This is a genomic window from Microbacterium sp. SA156, from assembly GCF_049065455.1.
GTDB classification, from domain to species: Bacteria; Actinomycetota; Actinomycetes; order Actinomycetales; family Microbacteriaceae; genus Microbacterium; species Microbacterium barkeri.
Genome location: NZ_JBAKGU010000001.1, coordinates 1 through 17,153, shown reverse-complemented (window position 1 = coordinate 17,153; position 17,153 = coordinate 1). Strand labels below are relative to the sequence as shown.

Below are 17,153 nucleotides of genomic sequence, written 5' to 3'. Positions count from 1 at the left end.
CTCCTAGCCCTTGATGTACGGCTTGCCGGCGGCGGCGGGGCCGCGCGACTGCCCCACGAACCCGGCGACCGCGAGGATCGTCACGACGTACGGGAGCATGAGCATGAACTGGCTCGGGATGGGCGTGCCCAGCACCGAGAGCAGGTTCTGCAGGTTGGTGGCGAATCCGAACAGCAGGGCCGCGAGCGTCGCGCGGATCGGGTCCCAGCGTCCGAAGATGACCGCGGCGAGTGCGATGAAGCCGAGGCCGCCCGTCATCTCCTCGTTGAACTGCGGGACGGAGACGAGCGTGAAGTACGCGCCGCCCGCACCGGCGATCGCGCCGGCGAGGTTCACGTTCCAGAAGCGCATCGGGTTGACCCTGATGCCCACGGTGTCCGCCGCCTGCGGGTGCTCGCCGACGGCGCGGACGCGGAGTCCCCACCGCGTGCGGTACAGACCCCAGGCGACCGCGGCGACCGCGAAGTACATGAAGTACACGAGGAACGACTGGTTGAAGAGCACCGGCCCCAGCAGCGGGATCTCGACGAGGCCCGGGATGGGCAGGCGGTCGAACGTCGCAGGGCGGTTGAGCTCGAGCTCGTTCGGCACGAGCAGGATGCCGAAGAGGAAGCCCGTGAGGCCGGTCACGAGCACGTTCAGCACGACGCCGACGATGACCTGCTCGACGAGGTACTTGATCGCGAAGACGGCGAGCACGAGCGAGACGAGCACGCCGCCGATCATGGCGCCGAGGAGCCCGACGAACGGATTTCCCGTGATGCTCGACAGGAGCGCAGCGCTGAACGCCCCGAACAGGAGCTGGCCCTCGATCGCGACGTTGACGACGCCGACGCGCTCGCCGATCACGCCGCCGAGCGCGCCGAAGACGATCGGCACCGAGATCGACAGCGCACCGGAGAGCAGGCTGATGACCGGCACGAGCCCGTCGGCGCCGGCCCAGGTGAGGAAGCCGAAGAGAGCGAGGACGCCGTAGGCGATTGAGAGCCACAGCGGGCTCCGTCGATACGCCAGCGTGTCGGCCACCGCCCACACCGTGAGCGCGACGAGGAGCGCGAGCGTCCCCCACACGAACGGAGCCGTCGGGATGCTCACCTCGCCCAGCGGGATGAGGGCGTCTGCGCCGCTCAGCCGGAACGTCGTCCAGCCGTCGCGCGCGGCGAGGATGAACAGGGCCGCGAGCAGCACGGTGAGCACGCCGAGCGTGATCGCGAGCTTCGGGCGCCGGACGCGGACGACCGTGGGCGCCTCGACGGAGGCGGGGGCTGTCGTGTTCGTCATCGTGCGACCGCCTTCCGCGCCGCCTTGGCTCGTGCCCTGGCGCTCTTCTCGGATTCGTCCTTCGGCAGGAAGAACATCGTGCGGATGAGCGGCGGCGCCGCGACGAAGAGGACGACGAGCGCCTGCACGACGAGCACGATGTCGACCGGGATCCCCTCGGACGCCTGCATCGTGTAGCTGCCGGCCTTCAGCGCGCCGAAGAGCAGACCGGCGACGAACGTGCCCCACGCGCGGCTGCGGCCGAGGAGCGCGACCGTGATCGCATCGAAGCCGAAGCCGGCGTCGATGTGGCTGTCGAAGCCGCTCGTGACGGCGCCCTGGATCTGGTTCATGGCCGCGAGACCCGCGAGACCTCCCGCGAAGAGCATCGCGTACACGTAGATCCGCTGCACCGAGATGCCCGCTGCGCGCGCGGCGTGGGGGTTCTCCCCCACCGCGCGCATGCGGAGCCCGAGGCTCGAGCGCTCGATGAGCCACCACACGAACACCGTCGCGGCGATGACGAGCAGGAACCCGACGTCGAGGTTCGGGTACGCGGGTCCGAAGAGATCGGGGAAGAGCGCACCCGAGGGCGTGGCCGCCGAGATCGGCTGGTTCGACCCCGGCTTCTGCAGCACGCCGGCGGTGCTGACCATCCAGTCCACGAGGTAGACCGCGATGTAGTTCAGCATGATCGTGAGGATGACCTCGTGTGCGCCCGTGCGCGCCTTCAGGATGCCCGCGATCCCGGCCCAGATCGCGCCGCCGACGAGGCCCGCGATGAGGGTGAGCGGCAGCTGGAGTGCGAGGGGGAGGTCGAGCCGGAAGGTCATGAGCGCCGAGAAGGCGGCGCCGAAGAGGATCTGGCCCTGCGCGCCGATGTTGAACATCCCGACCCGGAAGGCCAGCGCGACGCCGAGACCGGCCGCGATGAGCGGAGCCGCATTGCCGAGCGTGTTCGTGAGCGGGCGGATGGCCGTGAGGAAGTCGTCCGCGCGGGAGTTGTAGATCGCGCCGCGGAAGAGGGCCTCGTATCCGCCGTAGACGGCGTCCCAGATGGCGCGGAAGGTGTCGGCGGGCCGGGCGAAGAAGTAGCCGGACGCCGTCCGGACGTCCTCGTTCGTGAGCGCGATGAGGATGCCGCCCACCACCATCGCGACGAGGAGGGCGAGGATCGACGTGACGACGCTGCCGCGGAGGATGTCGCGCAGCACGGCGTTGCCGCGGGGCACCTCGGGGGTCGCCGTGTGGGGCTGCGGCGCCTGCGGGGCCGGGGTGGTCTCGCTCATGCCGCTGCCTCCTGCGCACCGGCCATCATGAGGCCGAGCACGTCGCGTGGGGTGTCGCTCGGCACGATGCCGACGATCCTGCCTCGGTACATCACCGCGATCCGGTCGGCGAGCGCGACGACCTCGTCGAGCTCGGTCGACACGACGATGACGGCCACCCCGGCGTCGCGCGCGGCGACGATCCGGCTGTGGATGAACTCGATCGAGCCGACGTCGACGCCGCGCGTGGGCTGGGCTGCGAGCAGCACCTTGAGGTCACGGCTCATCTCGCGCGCCACGACGACCTTCTGCTGGTTTCCGCCCGACAGCGTGCCCGCCGGAGTCAGCGGACCCTGCGCGCGGATGTCGAACTCCTCGATGCGCTCGCGGGCGAAGTCGTCGAGCGCCCCCCGCCGCAGCGTGCCCGCCGTGACGAACTCGGGTGCGTCGGAGCGGTCGAGCACGAGGTTCTCCGCGATCGACATGCCGCCCACGAGGCCGTCGATCTTCCGGTCCTCGGGAACGAATCCGACGCCCGCGTCGAGGATGCCGCGCACGGAGGCTCCGACGAGCTCCTGACCGTCGAGCGCGATGGAGCCGGTCACCCGGGTCTCGAGGCCCATGATCGCCTCGGTCAGCTCGGTCTGTCCGTTGCCCTGCACGCCCGCGATCGCGAGGATCTCCCCCGGCTGCACCGTGAAGCTCACGTCGTCGACGAGCACGACGCCCTCGGGCGTGAGCACGCGCAGCCCCTCGACGACGAGACCTCCCGGCCGCGGTCGAGCGGGCTCCTTGTGCACCGTCAGCTCGACAGCGCGACCGACCATGAGCGAGGCGAGCTCGGCGTTGGTCGACGTGGGCGACGCCTCCCCCACGACCTTGCCGCGCCGGATGACCGTGATCCGGTCGGCGACCTCGCGCACCTCGCGCAGCTTGTGCGTGATGAACACGATGCCGACGCCCTCGTCGCGCAGCTGCCGCATCATCGCCATGAGCTCGTCGGTCTCCTGCGGCGTGAGCACGGCAGTGGGCTCGTCGAACACGAGCACGCGCGCGTCGCGCGCGAGCGCCTTGATGATCTCGACCCGCTGCTGGACGCCCACGGGCAGGTCCTCGACGATCGCATCGGGGTCGACGTGGAATCCGAAGCGGTCCGCGACCGCACGGACCTCCGCGCGCGCGGCGTCGAGGTCGAGGGCGCCGCTGCGGCGCACCTTCTCATGCCCCAGCGCGACGTTCTCCGCGACGGTGAACACCGGGATGAGCATGAAGTGCTGATGCACCATGCCGATGCCCGCCGCCATCGCGTCGCCGGGCCCGCGGAACCGCTGCGGCACGTCGTCGAGGAGGATCTCCCCCTCGTCGGCCTGGTAGAGGCCGTACAGGACGTTCATGAGCGTCGACTTGCCGGCGCCGTTCTCTCCGAGGAGGGCGTGGATCTCGCCCGGCTCGACGGTCAGGTCGATGTGGTCGTTGGCGACGAGGCTGCCGAATCGCTTCGTGATTCCGCGGAGCTCGAGCTTCATGTGGGCACCCTACCGTGCGCGGATGGTCGTGGACAGAAGTGGGTTGAGCGCGCGTCGGGGCGGCCGGTACGGGCCCGGCCGCCCCGATGCGAGCGATGCGCCTTACGGCGAGTTGGGCGACTCGACGACGATGTCGCCGGCGATGATCTGCTCCTGCAGAGCTGCCAGCTCGTCGGTGAGGCCCTCGGGGAGCTGCGACTCGAAGTCGTGGAAGCTCGACAGGGTCACGCCCTCGTTCTCGAGCGTGCCGACGTAGGGCTCGACGTCGAACTCGCCGGTCGCCGCGGTCGTCGTGGCGTCGAACACGGCCTGGTCGATCGCCTTCTGGATCGACACGTAGACGAGGTCGGCGAGGTCCGGCTCCTTGACCGCGAGGTCGCTGTCGACGCCGATCATGAGGACGTCGTCACCGCTGTCCTGGATGGCTGCCGCCGCGCTCGTGTAGATCGGGCCGCCGACCGGGAGGATGACGTCCACGCCCTGGTCGAGGATGCCCTGCGCGGTCTGGCGTGCGACATCGTTCGCCTCGAACCCGCCCGTGAACGAACCCGTCTGCGACTCCACGTCCCAGCCGACGACCTCGACGTTCGCGCCCTTGTCCTCGTTGTACTTCTCGACGCCGAGCTGGTAGCCGTCCATGAAGACCGCGACCGAGGGGATCTGCGCGCCGCCGAAGGTGCCGACCTTGTTCACGCCCGACTGCGCCGACCAGGCTGCGGCGGCGTAGCCGCCGAGGTACGCGGCCTGCGCCGTGTCGAACACGAGCGGCTTGATGTTCGGCGCGTCCGTCTCGCCGTCGAAGTCGTTGTCGGCCCAGTCGTCGATGATCGCGTAGTCGACGTCGGGGTTCGCCAGCGCCGACTCGACCGTCGCCGCCGAGAGGTTGAACCCGACCGAGATGATGAGCGAGCAGCCCTCCGAGACGAGCGTCTCGAGGTTCGGCGCGTAGTCGTTCGCGTTCGTGGACTCCATCTCGGTGCCCTCGATGCCGAGCTCCTCGATCGCGCGGTCCATGCCCTCCTTGGCGGACTGGTTGAACGAGCGGTCGTTCCAGCCGCCCTCATCGGAGATGAGGCAGGGGTGGAAGTCGCTGTCGACCTCGGTTCCGCCCGTGGTCTCCTCCGGCGCCGACCCGCATCCGGCGAGCAGCACCGCCGAAGCGGTGAGCGCGAGACCGCTGAGCGCAGCCTTCTTGGTGGTCTTCACACTGTCCTCCAGAGTGTGCGGGCCCCGAACCGACCCGGGGCCAATATGCTCACGCTAGTTCGCTCACACCGTGCGAAACGACGATCCGGGCGACCGCAACGCGATAGTTACAAACACGACGACGGGGCCCGGGAACTCCCGGGCCCCGTCGCGGGCGAAGGTCAGCGGCCGCCCTTGAGGATGGCCTGCTTGACCTCGGCGATGGCCTTCGTGACCTCGATGCCGCGCGGGCACGCCTCGGTGCAGTTGAAGGTCGTGCGGCAGCGCCACACGCCCTCCTTGTCGTTGAGGATGTCGAGACGCACCTGCGCCTCGTCGTCGCGCGAGTCGAAGATGAAGCGGTGCGCGTTCACGATGGCGGCGGGGCCGAAGTACTGCCCGTCGGTCCAGAACACGGGGCACGACGAGGTGCACGCCGCGCAGAGGATGCACTTCGTGGTGTCGTCGAAGCGCTCGCGATCGGCGATCGACTGCACGCGCTCCTTGCCCTTGGCGGGCGCGCTGTTCGCCTGCAGGAACGGCTGGACGTCACGGTACGCCGCGAAGAACGGGTCCATGTCGACGACGAGGTCCTTCTCGAGCGGCAGGCCCTTGATCGCCTCGACGTAGATCGGCTTCGAGATGTCGAGGTCCTTGATGAGCGTCTTGCAGGCGAGACGGTTGCGCCCGTTGATCCGCATGGCGTCCGACCCGCAGATGCCGTGCGCGCACGAGCGGCGGAAGGTCAGCGAGCCGTCGACCTCCCACTTGATCTTGTGCAGCGCGTCGAGCACGCGATCGGTCGGGTACATCTCGACGTCGTAGTCGACCCAGCGGGGCTCGCTGTCGGTCTCCGGGTCGAAGCGCCGGACGATGAACGTGACGAGGTACGACTGGATGGCGGTCTCGGCGGCGGGCGCCTCTGCGACGGTCGACATCAGTACTTCCTCTCCATCGGCGGGTAGTTGAACTCGCCCTTCTCGTTCTTGGTGAACACGACGGGCTTCCAGTCGAGCTTGATGTGGTCCTCCGGGTCCGGCGAGTGCGGGTCGCCGGTCAGATAGGCCATCGTGTGCTTCATGAAGTTCTCGTCGTCGCGGTCGGGGTAGTCCTCGCGCATGTGGCCGCCGCGGCTCTCCTTGCGGTTGCGGGCGGCGTAGGCCACGATCTCCGCGAGGTCGAGCAGGAAGCCCAGCTCGATCGCCTCGAGCAGGTCGGTGTTGAACCGCTTGCCCTTGTCGTCGACGTAGATGTTCTTGTAGCGCTCGCGCAGGTCGTGGATGGTGCCCATGACGTTCGTCAGGGTCTCCTCGGTGCGGAACACCTGCGCGTTCGCGTCCATCTGCTCCTGCAGCGTGCGGCGGATGTCGGCGATGCGCTCGGTGCCGTTGGCGGTGCGGATGCGCTCGACGAGCTCGCGCACCTCCTTGGCCGGGTCCTCGGGCAGCGGGACGAGCTCGCCGGTCTTCACGTACTCGACCGCATGGCGGCCCGCTCGCTTGCCGAAGACGTTGATGTCGAGCAGCGAGTTCGTGCCGAGTCGGTTCGCGCCGTGGACCGACACGCACGCGCACTCCCCCGCCGCGTACAGGCCGGGGACGACGGTCGTGTTGTCGGCGAGCACCTGCGCGTCGTTGTTCGTCGGGATGCCGCCCATCGCGTAGTGCGCGGTCGGCATCACGGGCACGGGCTCGACGACGGGGTCGACGCCGAGGTATGTGCGCGCGAACTCCGTGATGTCGGGCAGCTTCGTCTCGAGCACCTCGGCGCCCAGGTGGGTGCAGTCGAGGTAGACGTAGTCCTTGTTGGGTCCGGCGCCGCGGCCCTCGAGGACCTCCTTGACCATGCAGCGGGCGACGATGTCGCGCGGGGCGAGGTCCTTGATCGTCGGCGCGTAGCGCTCCATGAACCGCTCGCCCGAGGCGTTCCGGAGGATGGCTCCCTCGCCGCGCGCGCCCTCGGTCAGCAGGATGCCGAGGCCGGCGAGGCCGGTCGGGTGGAACTGGAAGAACTCGATGTCCTCGAGCGGCAGGCCCTTGCGCCACACGATGCCGACGCCGTCGCCCGTGAGGGTGTGCGCGTTCGACGTCGTCTTGAAGACCTTGCCGAAGCCGCCCGTCGCGAAGATGACGGCCTTGGAGTGGAAGACGTGGAGGTCGCCCGTGGCGAGCTCGTAGGCGACGACGCCCGCGATCTTCGTCGTGCCGTCCGCGTCCTTCACGGTGATGAGGTCGAGCGCGTAGAACTCGTTGAAGAAGTTGATGCCGAGCTTGACGCAGTTCTGGAACAGCGTCTGCAGGATCATGTGGCCCGTGCGGTCGGCCGCGTAGCACGCGCGGCGCACGGGGTTCTTGCCGTGCTCGGCCGTGTGACCGCCGAAGCGACGCTGGTCGATCTTGCCGTCGGGTGTGCGGTTGAACGGCAGGCCCATGTTCTCGAGGTCGATGACGGCGTCGATCGCCTCCTTGGCGAGGATCTCCGCGGCGTCCTGGTCGACGAGGTAGTCGCCGCCCTTCACCGTGTCGAACGTGTGCCACTCCCAGGAGTCCTCCTCCACGTTCGCGAGGGCTGCGGCCATGCCGCCCTGCGCGGCTCCCGTGTGGGAGCGCGTGGGGTACAGCTTCGTGATCACGGCGGTCTTCGCGCCCGGGCCGGCCTCGATGGCCGCGCGCATGCCGGCGCCGCCGGCGCCGACGATCACGATGTCGAACTCGTGGTAGTACACGCCGTCCTTGAGCACGGCGTCGGTGTGCTGTGTCGTCACGTCTCTTCCGTCAATCCCTGTCAGTTGGCCGCAGCCTGGCAGACCTCGAACAGCGCGCTGTCGGGGTTCTCGAACGCGCCGAACACGCCGGCGCACGGGTCGAAGGTGAACACCACGAGCGTGCCGAGCACGATCATGAGCGCGGCGACGATGCCGATGACCCACACGAGCGCGGTGCGCACGGTCTTGCCCTGCACGTAGTCGTTGACGATCGTGCGCATGCCGTTAGCGCCGTGGATGAACGCGAGCCAGAGCATGAGCACGTCCCACCACTGCCAGAACGGCGACGCGAACTTGCCCGCGACGAACGCGAAGTTCAGCGCGTGGACGCCGCCTTCCGGCAGCACGAGGTTCACGAGCAGGTGGCCGAAGATGAGCACGACGAGCAGGACGCCCGACACGCGCATGTAGAGCCATCCCCACTTCTCGAGGTTGACACCGCGGCTGGCGGGCCGCTGCGGGGAGCGGGGTGCGGCGAGGTCTGCGGCGGTCATCAGTGTCCTCCTCCGAAGTCGCCGAACACGTTCATGAGCTGACGCGGGACGAAGCCGGCCATGACCACGGCCCAGACGCCGAGGACTCCCCAGAAGAGCTGGCGCTGGTACTTCGCGCCCTTCGACCAGAAGTCGACGAGGATGATGCGCAGCCCGTTGAACGCGTGGAACGCGATCGCGCCGACGAGCGCGATCTCGCCGATGCCCATGATCGGGTGCTGGTACGTGCCGATCACCGCGTTGTACGCCTCCGGCGAGACGCGGATGAGCGCGGTGTCGAGCACGTGCACGAGAAGGAAGAAGAAGATGGCGATGCCGGTGATGCGGTGCAGCACCCACGACCACATGCCCTCGCGGCCGCGGTACAGGGTGCCCCTCGGTGTTCTCGACGTCGTCTCCGACACCCGGGGCGTCGGTCGCGCGGTAGCGGACAAGATCGTCCTCCTGCTCTCAGGGCCTGCGAGGCGGCTCGTGGACCTGCCGCCGATCGCCCTTCAGGCTACTCCCAGGGGCGCCGAAGCGGCCATTGAGGATCGCCTAACTATCTCGACGTCGAGAGGTCAGGGCACCCTTACTCCGCGTGATTCCGCGCCTCCCGGGGTTCCGAGGCGACGCCTTGTAGCCTGGTGCTCATGCCAGAACCGATCAAGGACTTCTTCGCCGTCATCCCCGCAGGCGGGGTGGGCTCGAGGCTGTGGCCGCTGTCCCGCGCGGAGACGCCCAAGTTCCTCCACGATCTGACCGGTTCCGGCCGCTCGCTGCTCCAGGAGACATGGGATCGGCTGCTGCCGCTGGCCGACCGCGAGCACATCGCCGTGGTGACCGGGCGCGCGCACGGCCCGAAGGTCGAGAACACGCTCCCCGACATGCCGGAGCACAACGTCTTCGTGGAAGCCGACCCGCGCGAGTCGGCCGCCGCGATCGGCCTGGCCGCGGCCATCCTGCACCGCCGCAATCCCGACGTCATCATCGGCTCGTTCGCGGCCGACCACGTCATCAAGCGGCAGCGGGTGTTCGAGTTCACGGTGCGCCAGGCGGTCGCCGTGGCGCGCGAGGGCTACATCTGCACGATCGGCATCCAGCCGTCCGAGCCCGCCGTGGGCTTCGGGTACATCAAGACCGGCGGCGAGCTCGTCATCGACGACGCGCCGCTGGCCGCCATGGTCGACGCGTTCGTCGAGAAGCCCGACCTCGAGACCGCCCGTCGCTACTACGCCGACCGCTCGTTCCTCTGGAACGCCGGCATGTTCATCTCGCGCGCCGACGTCATCCTCGACGAGCTCAAGGCCAACGAGCCCGAGCTGCACCAGGGCCTCGTCGAGATCGCGGAGGCGTGGGATGACCCCGCGCGCAAGGACGAGACCGTCGCACGCGTCTGGCCGACCCTCAAGAAGATCGCGATCGACTACGCCGTCGCGGAGCCCGCGGCCGCGAAGGGGCGCCTCGCCGTCGTCCCCGGCCAGTTCGACTGGGATGACGTCGGCGACTTCGCGAGCCTGTCGAACCTCATCTCCGACGGCGACGGCGAGCGGATGAGCGTGCTCGGGCCGAACGACAAGGTGATCGTCGACGAGTCCACGGGTCTCATCGTGTCGCAGACCAACCGCGTCATCGCGGTCATCGGCGTCGAGAACCTCATCGTCGTCGACACCGACGACGCCCTTCTCGTCACGACGAACGAGCACGCGCAGCGCGTCAAGGGCGTCGTGGGCCGCCTGCATGAGGGCGGCCGCGACAGCGTCCTCTAGAGCCGCCCCCGGTCGTTGAGCGAGCGCCAGCGAGTCGACACTCAGCGAGCGCAGCGAGCCGCCCCCGGTCGTTGAGCGAGCGCCAGCGAGTCGAAACGCAGCGCTCCGCGCCCGGTCGTTGAGCGAGCGCCAGCGAGTCGAAACGCAGCGAGCCGCCCCCGGTCGTTGAGCGAGCGCCAGCGAGTCGAAACGTCCGACCCCCTCGGTAGGGTCGAGATCATGTCTCGAACGATCCGCGTCGCCACAGTCAACGTCAACGGAATCCGCGCAGCCGCCCGCAAGGGGATGGCCGGATGGCTGGATGCTGCCGACGTCGACATCCTCACGCTGCAGGAGGTGCGCGGCGAGCGCGAGCACCTCGACGCGGCGCTGCCCGGATGGCACATCCTCGAGGACAAGGCCCTCCAGAAGGGGCGCGCGGGCGTCGCGATCGCGAGCCGCCTCGAGCCGACGGCGTCGAGCATCGCCCTGGGCGACGACGCGCTCGAGTCGAACGGGCGCTGGCTCGAGGCCGACTTCGAGGTGGAGGGTCACAAGCTCACGGTGGTCAGCGCGTACGTGTTCACGGGCGAGGCCGACACTCCCAAGCAGGAGCAGAAGTGGGCATTCCTCGACGCGATGGACCTCCGGCTTCCCGAGCTCGCCTCCGACGGCGCGCTCGCGGTCGTGACGGGCGACCTCAACGTCGGCCACCGCGAGCTCGACATCAAGAACTGGAAGGGCAACCTCAAGAAGGCGGGCTTCCTGCCGCGCGAGCGCGCCTACTTCGACCGCTGGCTCGGCGCCGAGGGCGAGACCGTCGACTGTGCGGACGGCACGACGGGCACGGGCCTCGGCTGGGTCGACATCGGCCGCCGCTTCCACGGCGAGGTGCCGGGCCCCTACACCTGGTGGTCGCAGCGCGGTCAGGCGTTCGACAACGACGCCGGATGGCGCATCGACTACCAGCTCGCGACGCCGCCGCTCGCGGAGCGCGTCAGCACGTACCGCGTCGATCGTCACGCGTCGTACGCCGAGCGCTGGACGGATCACGCTCCGGTCGTCGTGGACTACGCGTTCTGACCGCTCATGCGGAGGGCGCCTCGGATTCCGAGGCGCCCTCCGCATGTCTCAGCCTCGTGGCTCAGCGGCGCAGGAGATCGATCAGCGCGGCCTTCGTCAGGCGCGAGTAGCCCGAGAGGCCCGCCTCCCGAGCACGAGCCCGCAGGGCCGGGACCGTGAGGCCGGCCAGCTCGTCCGACGCGGGCTCCGGTGCGGCGGAACGGCGCGCACGCCGTGGAGCGGGCGCGGCGGGCGCCGCGGCGATCTCCTCCACGATCCGCTCGATCGGCGCGATCGCGGGAGGTCGCACGACCGTGCGCTTGGCCGCGTCCGCTGCGCGCCTCTCCTTCTCGGTCGCCTTCCTGCGGTCGCCCTTCGCGCCATCCGCGCGCTTCGCGTCCTTCTTCTTCGCGGCGTCCTTCGACGCGGGCTTCGTGTCCTTCTTCTTCGCGGTGTCCTTCTTCGCCGCGTCCTTCTTCGCCGCGGGCTTCGCGTCCTTCTTCGCGGCGTCCCTCTTCTTCGGCGCGGGCTTCTCCGCGGCCGCCTTCTCCTCGGCCTTCCGGACCGCGTCCTCGGTGGCGGAGCGCAGCGCCGCTGCGGCCTCCTCGGCCCGACGCGCCGTGCGCTTGGGCGCCTTCGATGCGCTCTTGGCCGAGGTCCCGGCGATCTCGGCCGCGTCGGCGATGAGGGGCTCGAGGCGCTGCGCGGCCTTCTTCGGGAGCCGCTTCGCGGCCTTCTTCGCGGTCGAGACCGCGTTCGCGGCTTCCTGGAGGGCCTTGTGCGCTGCGCGTTCGCGCTCGGGTGTCTTCGCCATCCCTGCATGGTAGAGCTCCGCGAGAGGCCGTGCCGGTCAGGCCGTCGGCCGTCCTCGGCATTCGTCCAGGCGCGTTCACCGTCCGTTCACCTGCGCACCGCAGTCTCTTCACCGGGCACTCCTAGCGTCACGACGTGCCCTGCGACCCGGCGGGGCTGTCCCTGACACTGAACCGAATGAGGATTCACAGTGAAGATCACTCGTCTTTCGAGCCTGGCGGCCGTGGGCGCCATCGCCGCCCTCACTCTCGCGGGCTGCGCCGCGAACGAGGGTGGAGCCACCCCCGAGACGGAGGGCAGCACCGGCGGCGACAGCGCGCTCAGCGGCACGATCGACGCGACGGGCGCCTCGTCGCAGACCGCCGCGCAGGAGGCCTGGGTCGCCGCGTTCCAGACCGCCAACCCCGACGTCACCGTGAACTACGAGCCCACCGGCTCGGGCACGGGTCGTGAGAACTTCCTCTCCGGCGCGAGCGCCTTCATCGGCTCCGACCGCGCGTTCGACGACGACGAGGTCGCCGCAGGCGGCTTCGGCGCCTGCATGACCGACGACATCGTCGAGGTCCCGCTCTACATCTCGCCGGTCGCCGTCGCCTTCAACCTCGAGGGCGTCGACACGCTCAACCTCGACGCCGCGACGATCGCCGGCATCTTCAAGGGCGAGATCACGAACTGGAACGACGACGCGATCGCCGCGACGAACCCCGACGTCGAGCTGCCCGACCTCGCGATCACGCCCGTTCACCGCTCCGACCCCTCGGGCACGCAGGAGACGTTCACGACGTACCTCCAGGCGACCGCTCCGGACGTGTGGACCGACGAGCCCTCGGACGAGTGGCCGCTCGAGGGCGGCGAGGCCGCACAGGGCACGTCCGGCGTGATCCAGGCGATCAGCGGCGGCAACGGCACGATCGGCTTCGCCGACGCCTCGCAGGTCGGCGACCTCGGCCAGGTCCACGTCGAGGTCGACGGCGAGTTCGTCGCCTACTCGGCGGAGGCCGCCTCGCTCCTCGTCGAGAACTCGCCGCTGGTCGAGGGCCGCGGCGAGGCCGACCTGGTCTTCGACGTCGACCCGGCTTCCGCCACCGACGGCGCGTACCCGATCGCTCTCGTGAGCTACCTCATCGCGTGCGAGCAGTACGAGGACAAGGAGCAGGCCGCTCTGATCAAGGCGTACCTCGAGTACATCGCGAGCGCCGAGGGCCAGGAGGCCGCTGCCGAGAACGCGGGCAGCGCGCCGATCTCCGACGGCCTCCGCGAGCAGGTGCTTGCGGCCATCGACCTCATCCAGGTCGACTGACACAACCTCACGGCGGACAGCTGAGCGACGGTGCCCTCGCGCCCTTGTCCGAGGAAGGATTCCTCGGCAGGATGCGAGGGCACTGTCGCGAAGCCCCGCAGACGACGACCCCCACGATGACCCGAGGACTGGGAGCACATGAGCATCTCTGAGAAGACGGCGGAGGAAGCGCCGCCGGCAGCGCCCGCGCCGGGCGAGCCCATCAAGGCGAAGCAGCGGCTCGGAGACCGGATCTTCTCCGGCACGGCCCTCGGCGCCGGACTGATCATCCTCATCGTGCTCGCCGCGGTCGCGCTCTTCCTGATCGTCCAGAGCATCCCCGCCTTCGAGGCGGACACCACCGACAACCACATGCTGCGCGGCCAGTCGTTCTGGTCCTACGTGTGGCCTCTGATCTTCGGCACCGTCTGGTCGTCGCTGATCGCGCTCATCGTGGCCGCGCCGATCGCCATCGGCATCGCGCTCTTCATCTCGCACTACGCGCCTCGACGACTGGCCGCCGTCCTCGGCTACATCATCGACCTCCTGGCCGCGGTGCCCTCCGTGGTCTTCGGTCTGTGGGGCGGCCTCGTCTTCGCGCCCATGCTCGTCGGCCTCTTCGCGTGGCTCAACGAGAACCTCGGCTGGATCCCGCTCTTCTCGGGCCAGGTGTCCCCGACGGGGCGCACCATCCTCACGGCCTCCCTCGTGCTCGCCGTGATGATCATCCCGATCATGACCGCCATCTCGCGCGAGGTGTTCCTGCAGACGCCCAAGCTCCACGAGGAGGCCGCGCTCGCGCTGGGCGCCACCCGCTGGGAGATGGTGCGGATGGCCGTGCTCCCCTTCGCGCGCGGCGGCATGGTGTCGGCGGCGATGCTCGGTCTGGGGCGCGCCCTCGGCGAGACGATGGCCGTGACGATGGTCCTGTCGGCCTCCGGCGCCATCACCTTCGAGCTGCTCACCTCGACGAACCCGACCCCCATCCCGGCGAACATCGCCCTCCGCTTCCCGGAGGCGCACGACTCGGGCGTCAACACGCTCATCGCGACGGGCCTCATCCTCTTCATCGTGACCTTCGCGGTCAACGCGTTCGCGCGCTGGATCGTCGCGCGCCGCGCCGAGTTCTCGGGAGCCAACTGACATGGCCGCCATCGCCTCCCCCGCGCAGAGCGCGCGCCTGACCTCCGGACGCCTTCCGGGCTGGGCCCCGTGGGCCCTTCTCGTCGGCTGCTTCGTCGCCTCCTCCATCGTCTTCGGCATCATCGCCGCCGGCGGCGAGCTGGCCGACTTCAACATCGCCGGCGCGCTCATCGTCGGCATGATCCTCTACATCCTGCTCATCGCGGTCACGTCGTCGATCGCCGAGAGCAGCCGCAAGGCCGTCGACCGGGTGATGACGGCGCTCGTGTCGACCGCGTTCGTGATCGCGCTCCTCCCGCTCGTCTCGCTCCTCTGGACGGTCGTGGTCAACGGCATCCAGCGCTTCGACGCCGAGTTCTTCTCGTACTCGATGCGCAACATCGTCGGCGAGGGCGGCGGCATCGTGCACGCCATCTGGGGCACGGTCCTCATCACGCTCATGGCGACCCTGATCGCGGTGCCGATCGGCCTGATGACGTCGATCTACCTCGTCGAGTACGGCCGCGGCAAGCTCGCGCGGGCGATCACCTTCTTCGTCGACGTCATGACGGGCATCCCGTCGATCGTCGCCGGTCTGTTCATCTACTCGGTGTTCGCGCTCTTCATCCGCCCGGGCATCTCGATGGGCTTCATGGGCGCACTCGCCCTCGCGGTGCTCATGATCCCGGTCGTCGTCCGCGGAAGCGAGGAGCTCCTCCGCATCGTCCCGAACGAGCTGCGCGAGGCCTCGTACGCGCTCGGCGTGCCGAAGTGGCTCACGATCGTGAAGGTCGTCCTCCCCACGTCGATCGCCGGCATCACGACGACGATCATGCTCGCGATCGCGCGCGTCATCGGCGAGACCGCACCGCTCCTCCTCACGGCGGGGTACACGCTCAGCCTCAACACCAACCTGTTCGACGGGCAGATGATGACGCTGCCGGTGTTCGCGTACAACCAGTACATGAACCAGGGCACGAGCCCCGACGCCGCGGTCGCGCGCGCGTGGGCGGCCGCCCTCACCCTCATCCTCATCGTCATGCTGCTCAACCTCGTCGCGCGTCTCATCGCGAAGGTCTTCGCCCCGAAGACCGCGGGCCGCTGAGCCGAGACTTCTCCGACCACAACGAAGGAACCCCCGTGTCCAAGAGCATCGAAGTCAACGACCTCAACGTCTACTACGGCGACTTCCTCGCCGTCGAGGGCGTCTCGATCGACATCCAGCCCCGCACCGTGACGGCGTTCATCGGCCCGTCGGGCTGCGGCAAGTCCACCTTCCTCCGCACGCTCAACCGCATGCACGAGGTCATCCCGGGTGCGTCCGTCAAGGGCCAGGTGCTCGTCGACGGCCAGGACCTCTACGGCCCGGGTGTCGACCCCGTGCTCGTCCGCCGCCAGGTCGGCATGGTCTTCCAGCGCCCGAACCCCTTCCCCACGATGTCGATCCGCGAGAACGTGCTCGCGGGCGTCAAGCTCAACAACAAGCGCATCTCGAAGAGCGACGCGGACGCCCTCGTCGAGAAGTCGCTCACGGGCGCGAACCTCTGGAACGAGGTCAAGGACCGCCTCGACAAGCCCGGGTCGGGCCTCTCGGGCGGTCAGCAGCAGCGTCTGTGCATCGCGCGCGCCATCGCGGTCTCGCCCGACATCATCCTCATGGACGAGCCCTGCTCGGCCCTCGACCCGATCTCGACCTTCGCGATCGAGGAGCTCATCAGCGAGCTGAAGAACGACTACACGGTCGTCATCGTCACGCACAACATGCAGCAGGCGTCGCGCGTGAGCGACAAGACCGCGTTCTTCAACATCGCGGGCACCGGCAAGCCCGGCAAGCTCATCGAGTACGACGACACCACGAAGATCTTCACGACGCCCCAGGTGCAGGCGACGGAGGACTACGTCTCGGGTCGCTTCGGCTGAACCGCCCCGCGCCCGAAGGGCCGGTCGCGCTTCCGCGGGGCCGGCCCTTCTGCATGGCGGGCGGACGGCGGCGGGCCGCTGTGCGCGCACACCGCCCGGCACGCCCGCGCCGGCCCCGCCGGCAGCGTGTGGCTGGCCCGTGCGCGGAATCGGACTCCTGGGGCTGGTGTGCGCGTGTCCGCCCCAGCAGACACCATCCGCCCCACCGATCCGAATCCGGAGACGCCCTCGCCCCGCCGCCCGTGCGCGGAATCGGACGCCTGGGGCTGGTGCGCGCGTGTCCGCCCCCGCCGACGCCATCCGCCCCACCGATCCGAATCGGCGCACACCCCGGCGGCAGGATGGCCGGTGCAAGCCGGGCAGGGAACGTCGCAGCAGGGCCCCGGCAGGCCCAGCCAGCCCGGCACGCCCGAGCGTCGCCGCGTGCTGAATGCCCCATGGGAATACCCGACAGGGGGTGCCCGTTAGACTGTGATGGCCGGGCCGCAGTAACCCCGGGCTCCAAATTCTGCCGCTGCGAGCGGCCTTCCGCCGAGAGGCGTTTTCTGCGGCTCGGCCTTTTTCATGCCCCGGTCACTCGAGGGCGGGTTATCGGCCAGAAAGAGTGGATGGGTCGGGTGTGTCATCCTCGTCCTGCCCACCCGGCGCGGGCCCAGAGGCCTTCGGTGGCGTCGAGGCCTTGCCCGTAGAGGGTGGGGGTGATCTGGTCGTCGTGGCGGGGTTCGGGTCGGGT

15 protein-coding genes are annotated in these 17,153 nt (G+C 69.3%); 6 read left to right on the top strand and 9 right to left on the bottom strand.

The window, feature by feature from the left end:
- Positions 1 to 3: 3 nt before the first annotated feature.
- From ACOWU6_RS00075 to sdhC, 8 genes are all read right to left on the bottom strand, one after another.
- Positions 4 to 1,281: an ABC transporter permease gene (locus tag ACOWU6_RS00075; protein WP_324014229.1), complete on the bottom strand. Its 1,278-nt coding sequence runs from the start codon at positions 1,279 to 1,281 to the stop codon at positions 4 to 6.
- A complete protein-coding gene (locus ACOWU6_RS00070; protein WP_271173861.1) occupies positions 1,278 to 2,549 on the bottom strand; it encodes an ABC transporter permease in 1,272 nt (423 codons plus the stop codon). Before ACOWU6_RS00070 ends, ACOWU6_RS00075 begins: the two co-directional genes overlap by 4 nt.
- Positions 2,546 to 4,054, bottom strand: coding sequence for an ABC transporter ATP-binding protein (locus tag ACOWU6_RS00065; protein WP_421074302.1), 1,509 nt, complete (start codon positions 4,052 to 4,054; stop codon positions 2,546 to 2,548). The genes ACOWU6_RS00070 and ACOWU6_RS00065 overlap by 4 nt, the downstream gene beginning before the upstream one ends.
- A gap of 102 nt (positions 4,055 to 4,156) precedes the next feature.
- Positions 4,157 to 5,260: a BMP family lipoprotein gene (locus ACOWU6_RS00060; RefSeq protein WP_271173863.1), complete on the bottom strand. Its 1,104-nt coding sequence runs from the start codon at positions 5,258 to 5,260 to the stop codon at positions 4,157 to 4,159.
- 161 nt (positions 5,261 to 5,421) lie between these two features.
- Positions 5,422 to 6,177 (bottom strand): succinate dehydrogenase iron-sulfur subunit, encoded by a 756-nt coding sequence (locus tag ACOWU6_RS00055; RefSeq protein ID WP_271173864.1) that lies wholly within the window; start codon positions 6,175 to 6,177, stop codon positions 5,422 to 5,424.
- Positions 6,177 to 8,003 carry a succinate dehydrogenase flavoprotein subunit gene (gene sdhA / locus ACOWU6_RS00050; RefSeq protein ID WP_271173865.1) on the bottom strand — a complete coding sequence of 609 codons (1,827 nt, stop codon included), beginning with the start codon at positions 8,001 to 8,003 and terminating at the stop codon, positions 6,177 to 6,179. Before sdhA ends, ACOWU6_RS00055 begins: the two co-directional genes overlap by 1 nt.
- 20 nt (positions 8,004 to 8,023) lie before the next feature.
- Complete coding sequence (sdhD, locus tag ACOWU6_RS00045) at positions 8,024 to 8,497, bottom strand: succinate dehydrogenase, hydrophobic membrane anchor protein (RefSeq protein WP_271173866.1); 474 nt, start codon at positions 8,495 to 8,497, stop codon at positions 8,024 to 8,026.
- On the bottom strand, positions 8,497 to 8,931 hold the full coding sequence (gene sdhC / locus ACOWU6_RS00040) for a succinate dehydrogenase, cytochrome b556 subunit (protein ID WP_271173867.1): 435 nt from the start codon (positions 8,929 to 8,931) through the stop codon (positions 8,497 to 8,499). The genes sdhD and sdhC overlap by 1 nt, the downstream gene beginning before the upstream one ends.
- Positions 8,932 to 9,129: 198 nt before the next feature.
- On the opposite strand from sdhC, the gene ACOWU6_RS00035 reads away from it, so the two are divergent.
- Complete coding sequence (locus ACOWU6_RS00035) at positions 9,130 to 10,245, top strand: mannose-1-phosphate guanylyltransferase (RefSeq protein ID WP_421074301.1); 1,116 nt, start codon at positions 9,130 to 9,132, stop codon at positions 10,243 to 10,245.
- Between the two features lie 219 nt (positions 10,246 to 10,464).
- Positions 10,465 to 11,307 (top strand): exodeoxyribonuclease III, encoded by an 843-nt coding sequence (locus ACOWU6_RS00030; protein ID WP_421074300.1) that lies wholly within the window; start codon positions 10,465 to 10,467, stop codon positions 11,305 to 11,307.
- A 61-nt stretch (positions 11,308 to 11,368) separates the two neighbouring features.
- Here ACOWU6_RS00030 and ACOWU6_RS00025 read toward each other — a convergent pair whose 3' ends face one another.
- On the bottom strand, positions 11,369 to 12,100 hold the full coding sequence (locus ACOWU6_RS00025) for a hypothetical protein (protein ID WP_421074299.1): 732 nt from the start codon (positions 12,098 to 12,100) through the stop codon (positions 11,369 to 11,371).
- 189 nt (positions 12,101 to 12,289) lie between these two features.
- Here ACOWU6_RS00025 and ACOWU6_RS00020 point away from each other — a divergent pair, with 189 nt between their 5' ends.
- The 4 genes from ACOWU6_RS00020 to pstB all read left to right on the top strand — a co-directional run bounded on the left by ACOWU6_RS00020 (position 12,290) and on the right by pstB (position 16,420).
- Complete coding sequence (locus ACOWU6_RS00020) at positions 12,290 to 13,399, top strand: phosphate ABC transporter substrate-binding protein PstS (protein ID WP_421074298.1); 1,110 nt, start codon at positions 12,290 to 12,292, stop codon at positions 13,397 to 13,399.
- A gap of 138 nt (positions 13,400 to 13,537) precedes the next feature.
- The gene (pstC, locus tag ACOWU6_RS00015) at positions 13,538 to 14,521 is read left to right on the top strand and encodes a phosphate ABC transporter permease subunit PstC (protein ID WP_271173872.1); all 984 of its coding nucleotides are present in this window, start codon (positions 13,538 to 13,540) and stop codon (positions 14,519 to 14,521) included.
- Position 14,522: 1 nt separating this feature from the next.
- Positions 14,523 to 15,605 (top strand): phosphate ABC transporter permease PstA, encoded by a 1,083-nt coding sequence (gene pstA, locus ACOWU6_RS00010; protein ID WP_324014224.1) that lies wholly within the window; start codon positions 14,523 to 14,525, stop codon positions 15,603 to 15,605.
- A 35-nt stretch (positions 15,606 to 15,640) separates the two neighbouring features.
- On the top strand, positions 15,641 to 16,420 hold the full coding sequence (gene pstB, locus ACOWU6_RS00005; protein ID WP_271173874.1) for a phosphate ABC transporter ATP-binding protein PstB: 780 nt from the start codon (positions 15,641 to 15,643) through the stop codon (positions 16,418 to 16,420).
- Positions 16,421 to 17,153: the final 733 nt, after the last annotated feature.

Bases quoted from the DNA above. Each gene is read 5' to 3' on its own strand.
- ACOWU6_RS00075 (WP_324014229.1), bottom strand. From the start codon at position 1,281: ATGACGAACACGACAGCCCCCGCCTCCGTCGAGGCGCCCACGGTCGTC.
- ACOWU6_RS00070 (WP_271173861.1), bottom strand. From the start codon at position 2,549: ATGAGCGAGACCACCCCGGCCCCGCAGGCGCCGCAGCCCCACACGGCG.
- ACOWU6_RS00065 (WP_421074302.1), bottom strand. From the start codon at position 4,054: ATGAAGCTCGAGCTCCGCGGAATCACGAAGCGATTCGGCAGCCTCGTC.
- ACOWU6_RS00055 (WP_271173864.1), bottom strand. From the start codon at position 6,177: ATGTCGACCGTCGCAGAGGCGCCCGCCGCCGAGACCGCCATCCAGTCG.
- sdhD (WP_271173866.1), bottom strand. From the start codon at position 8,497: ATGACCGCCGCAGACCTCGCCGCACCCCGCTCCCCGCAGCGGCCCGCC.
- ACOWU6_RS00035 (WP_421074301.1), top strand. From the start codon at position 9,130: ATGCCAGAACCGATCAAGGACTTCTTCGCCGTCATCCCCGCAGGCGGG.
- ACOWU6_RS00030 (WP_421074300.1), top strand. From the start codon at position 10,465: ATGTCTCGAACGATCCGCGTCGCCACAGTCAACGTCAACGGAATCCGC.
- ACOWU6_RS00025 (WP_421074299.1), bottom strand. From the start codon at position 12,100: ATGGCGAAGACACCCGAGCGCGAACGCGCAGCGCACAAGGCCCTCCAG.
- pstC (WP_271173872.1), top strand. From the start codon at position 13,538: ATGAGCATCTCTGAGAAGACGGCGGAGGAAGCGCCGCCGGCAGCGCCC.
- pstA (WP_324014224.1), top strand. From the start codon at position 14,523: ATGGCCGCCATCGCCTCCCCCGCGCAGAGCGCGCGCCTGACCTCCGGA.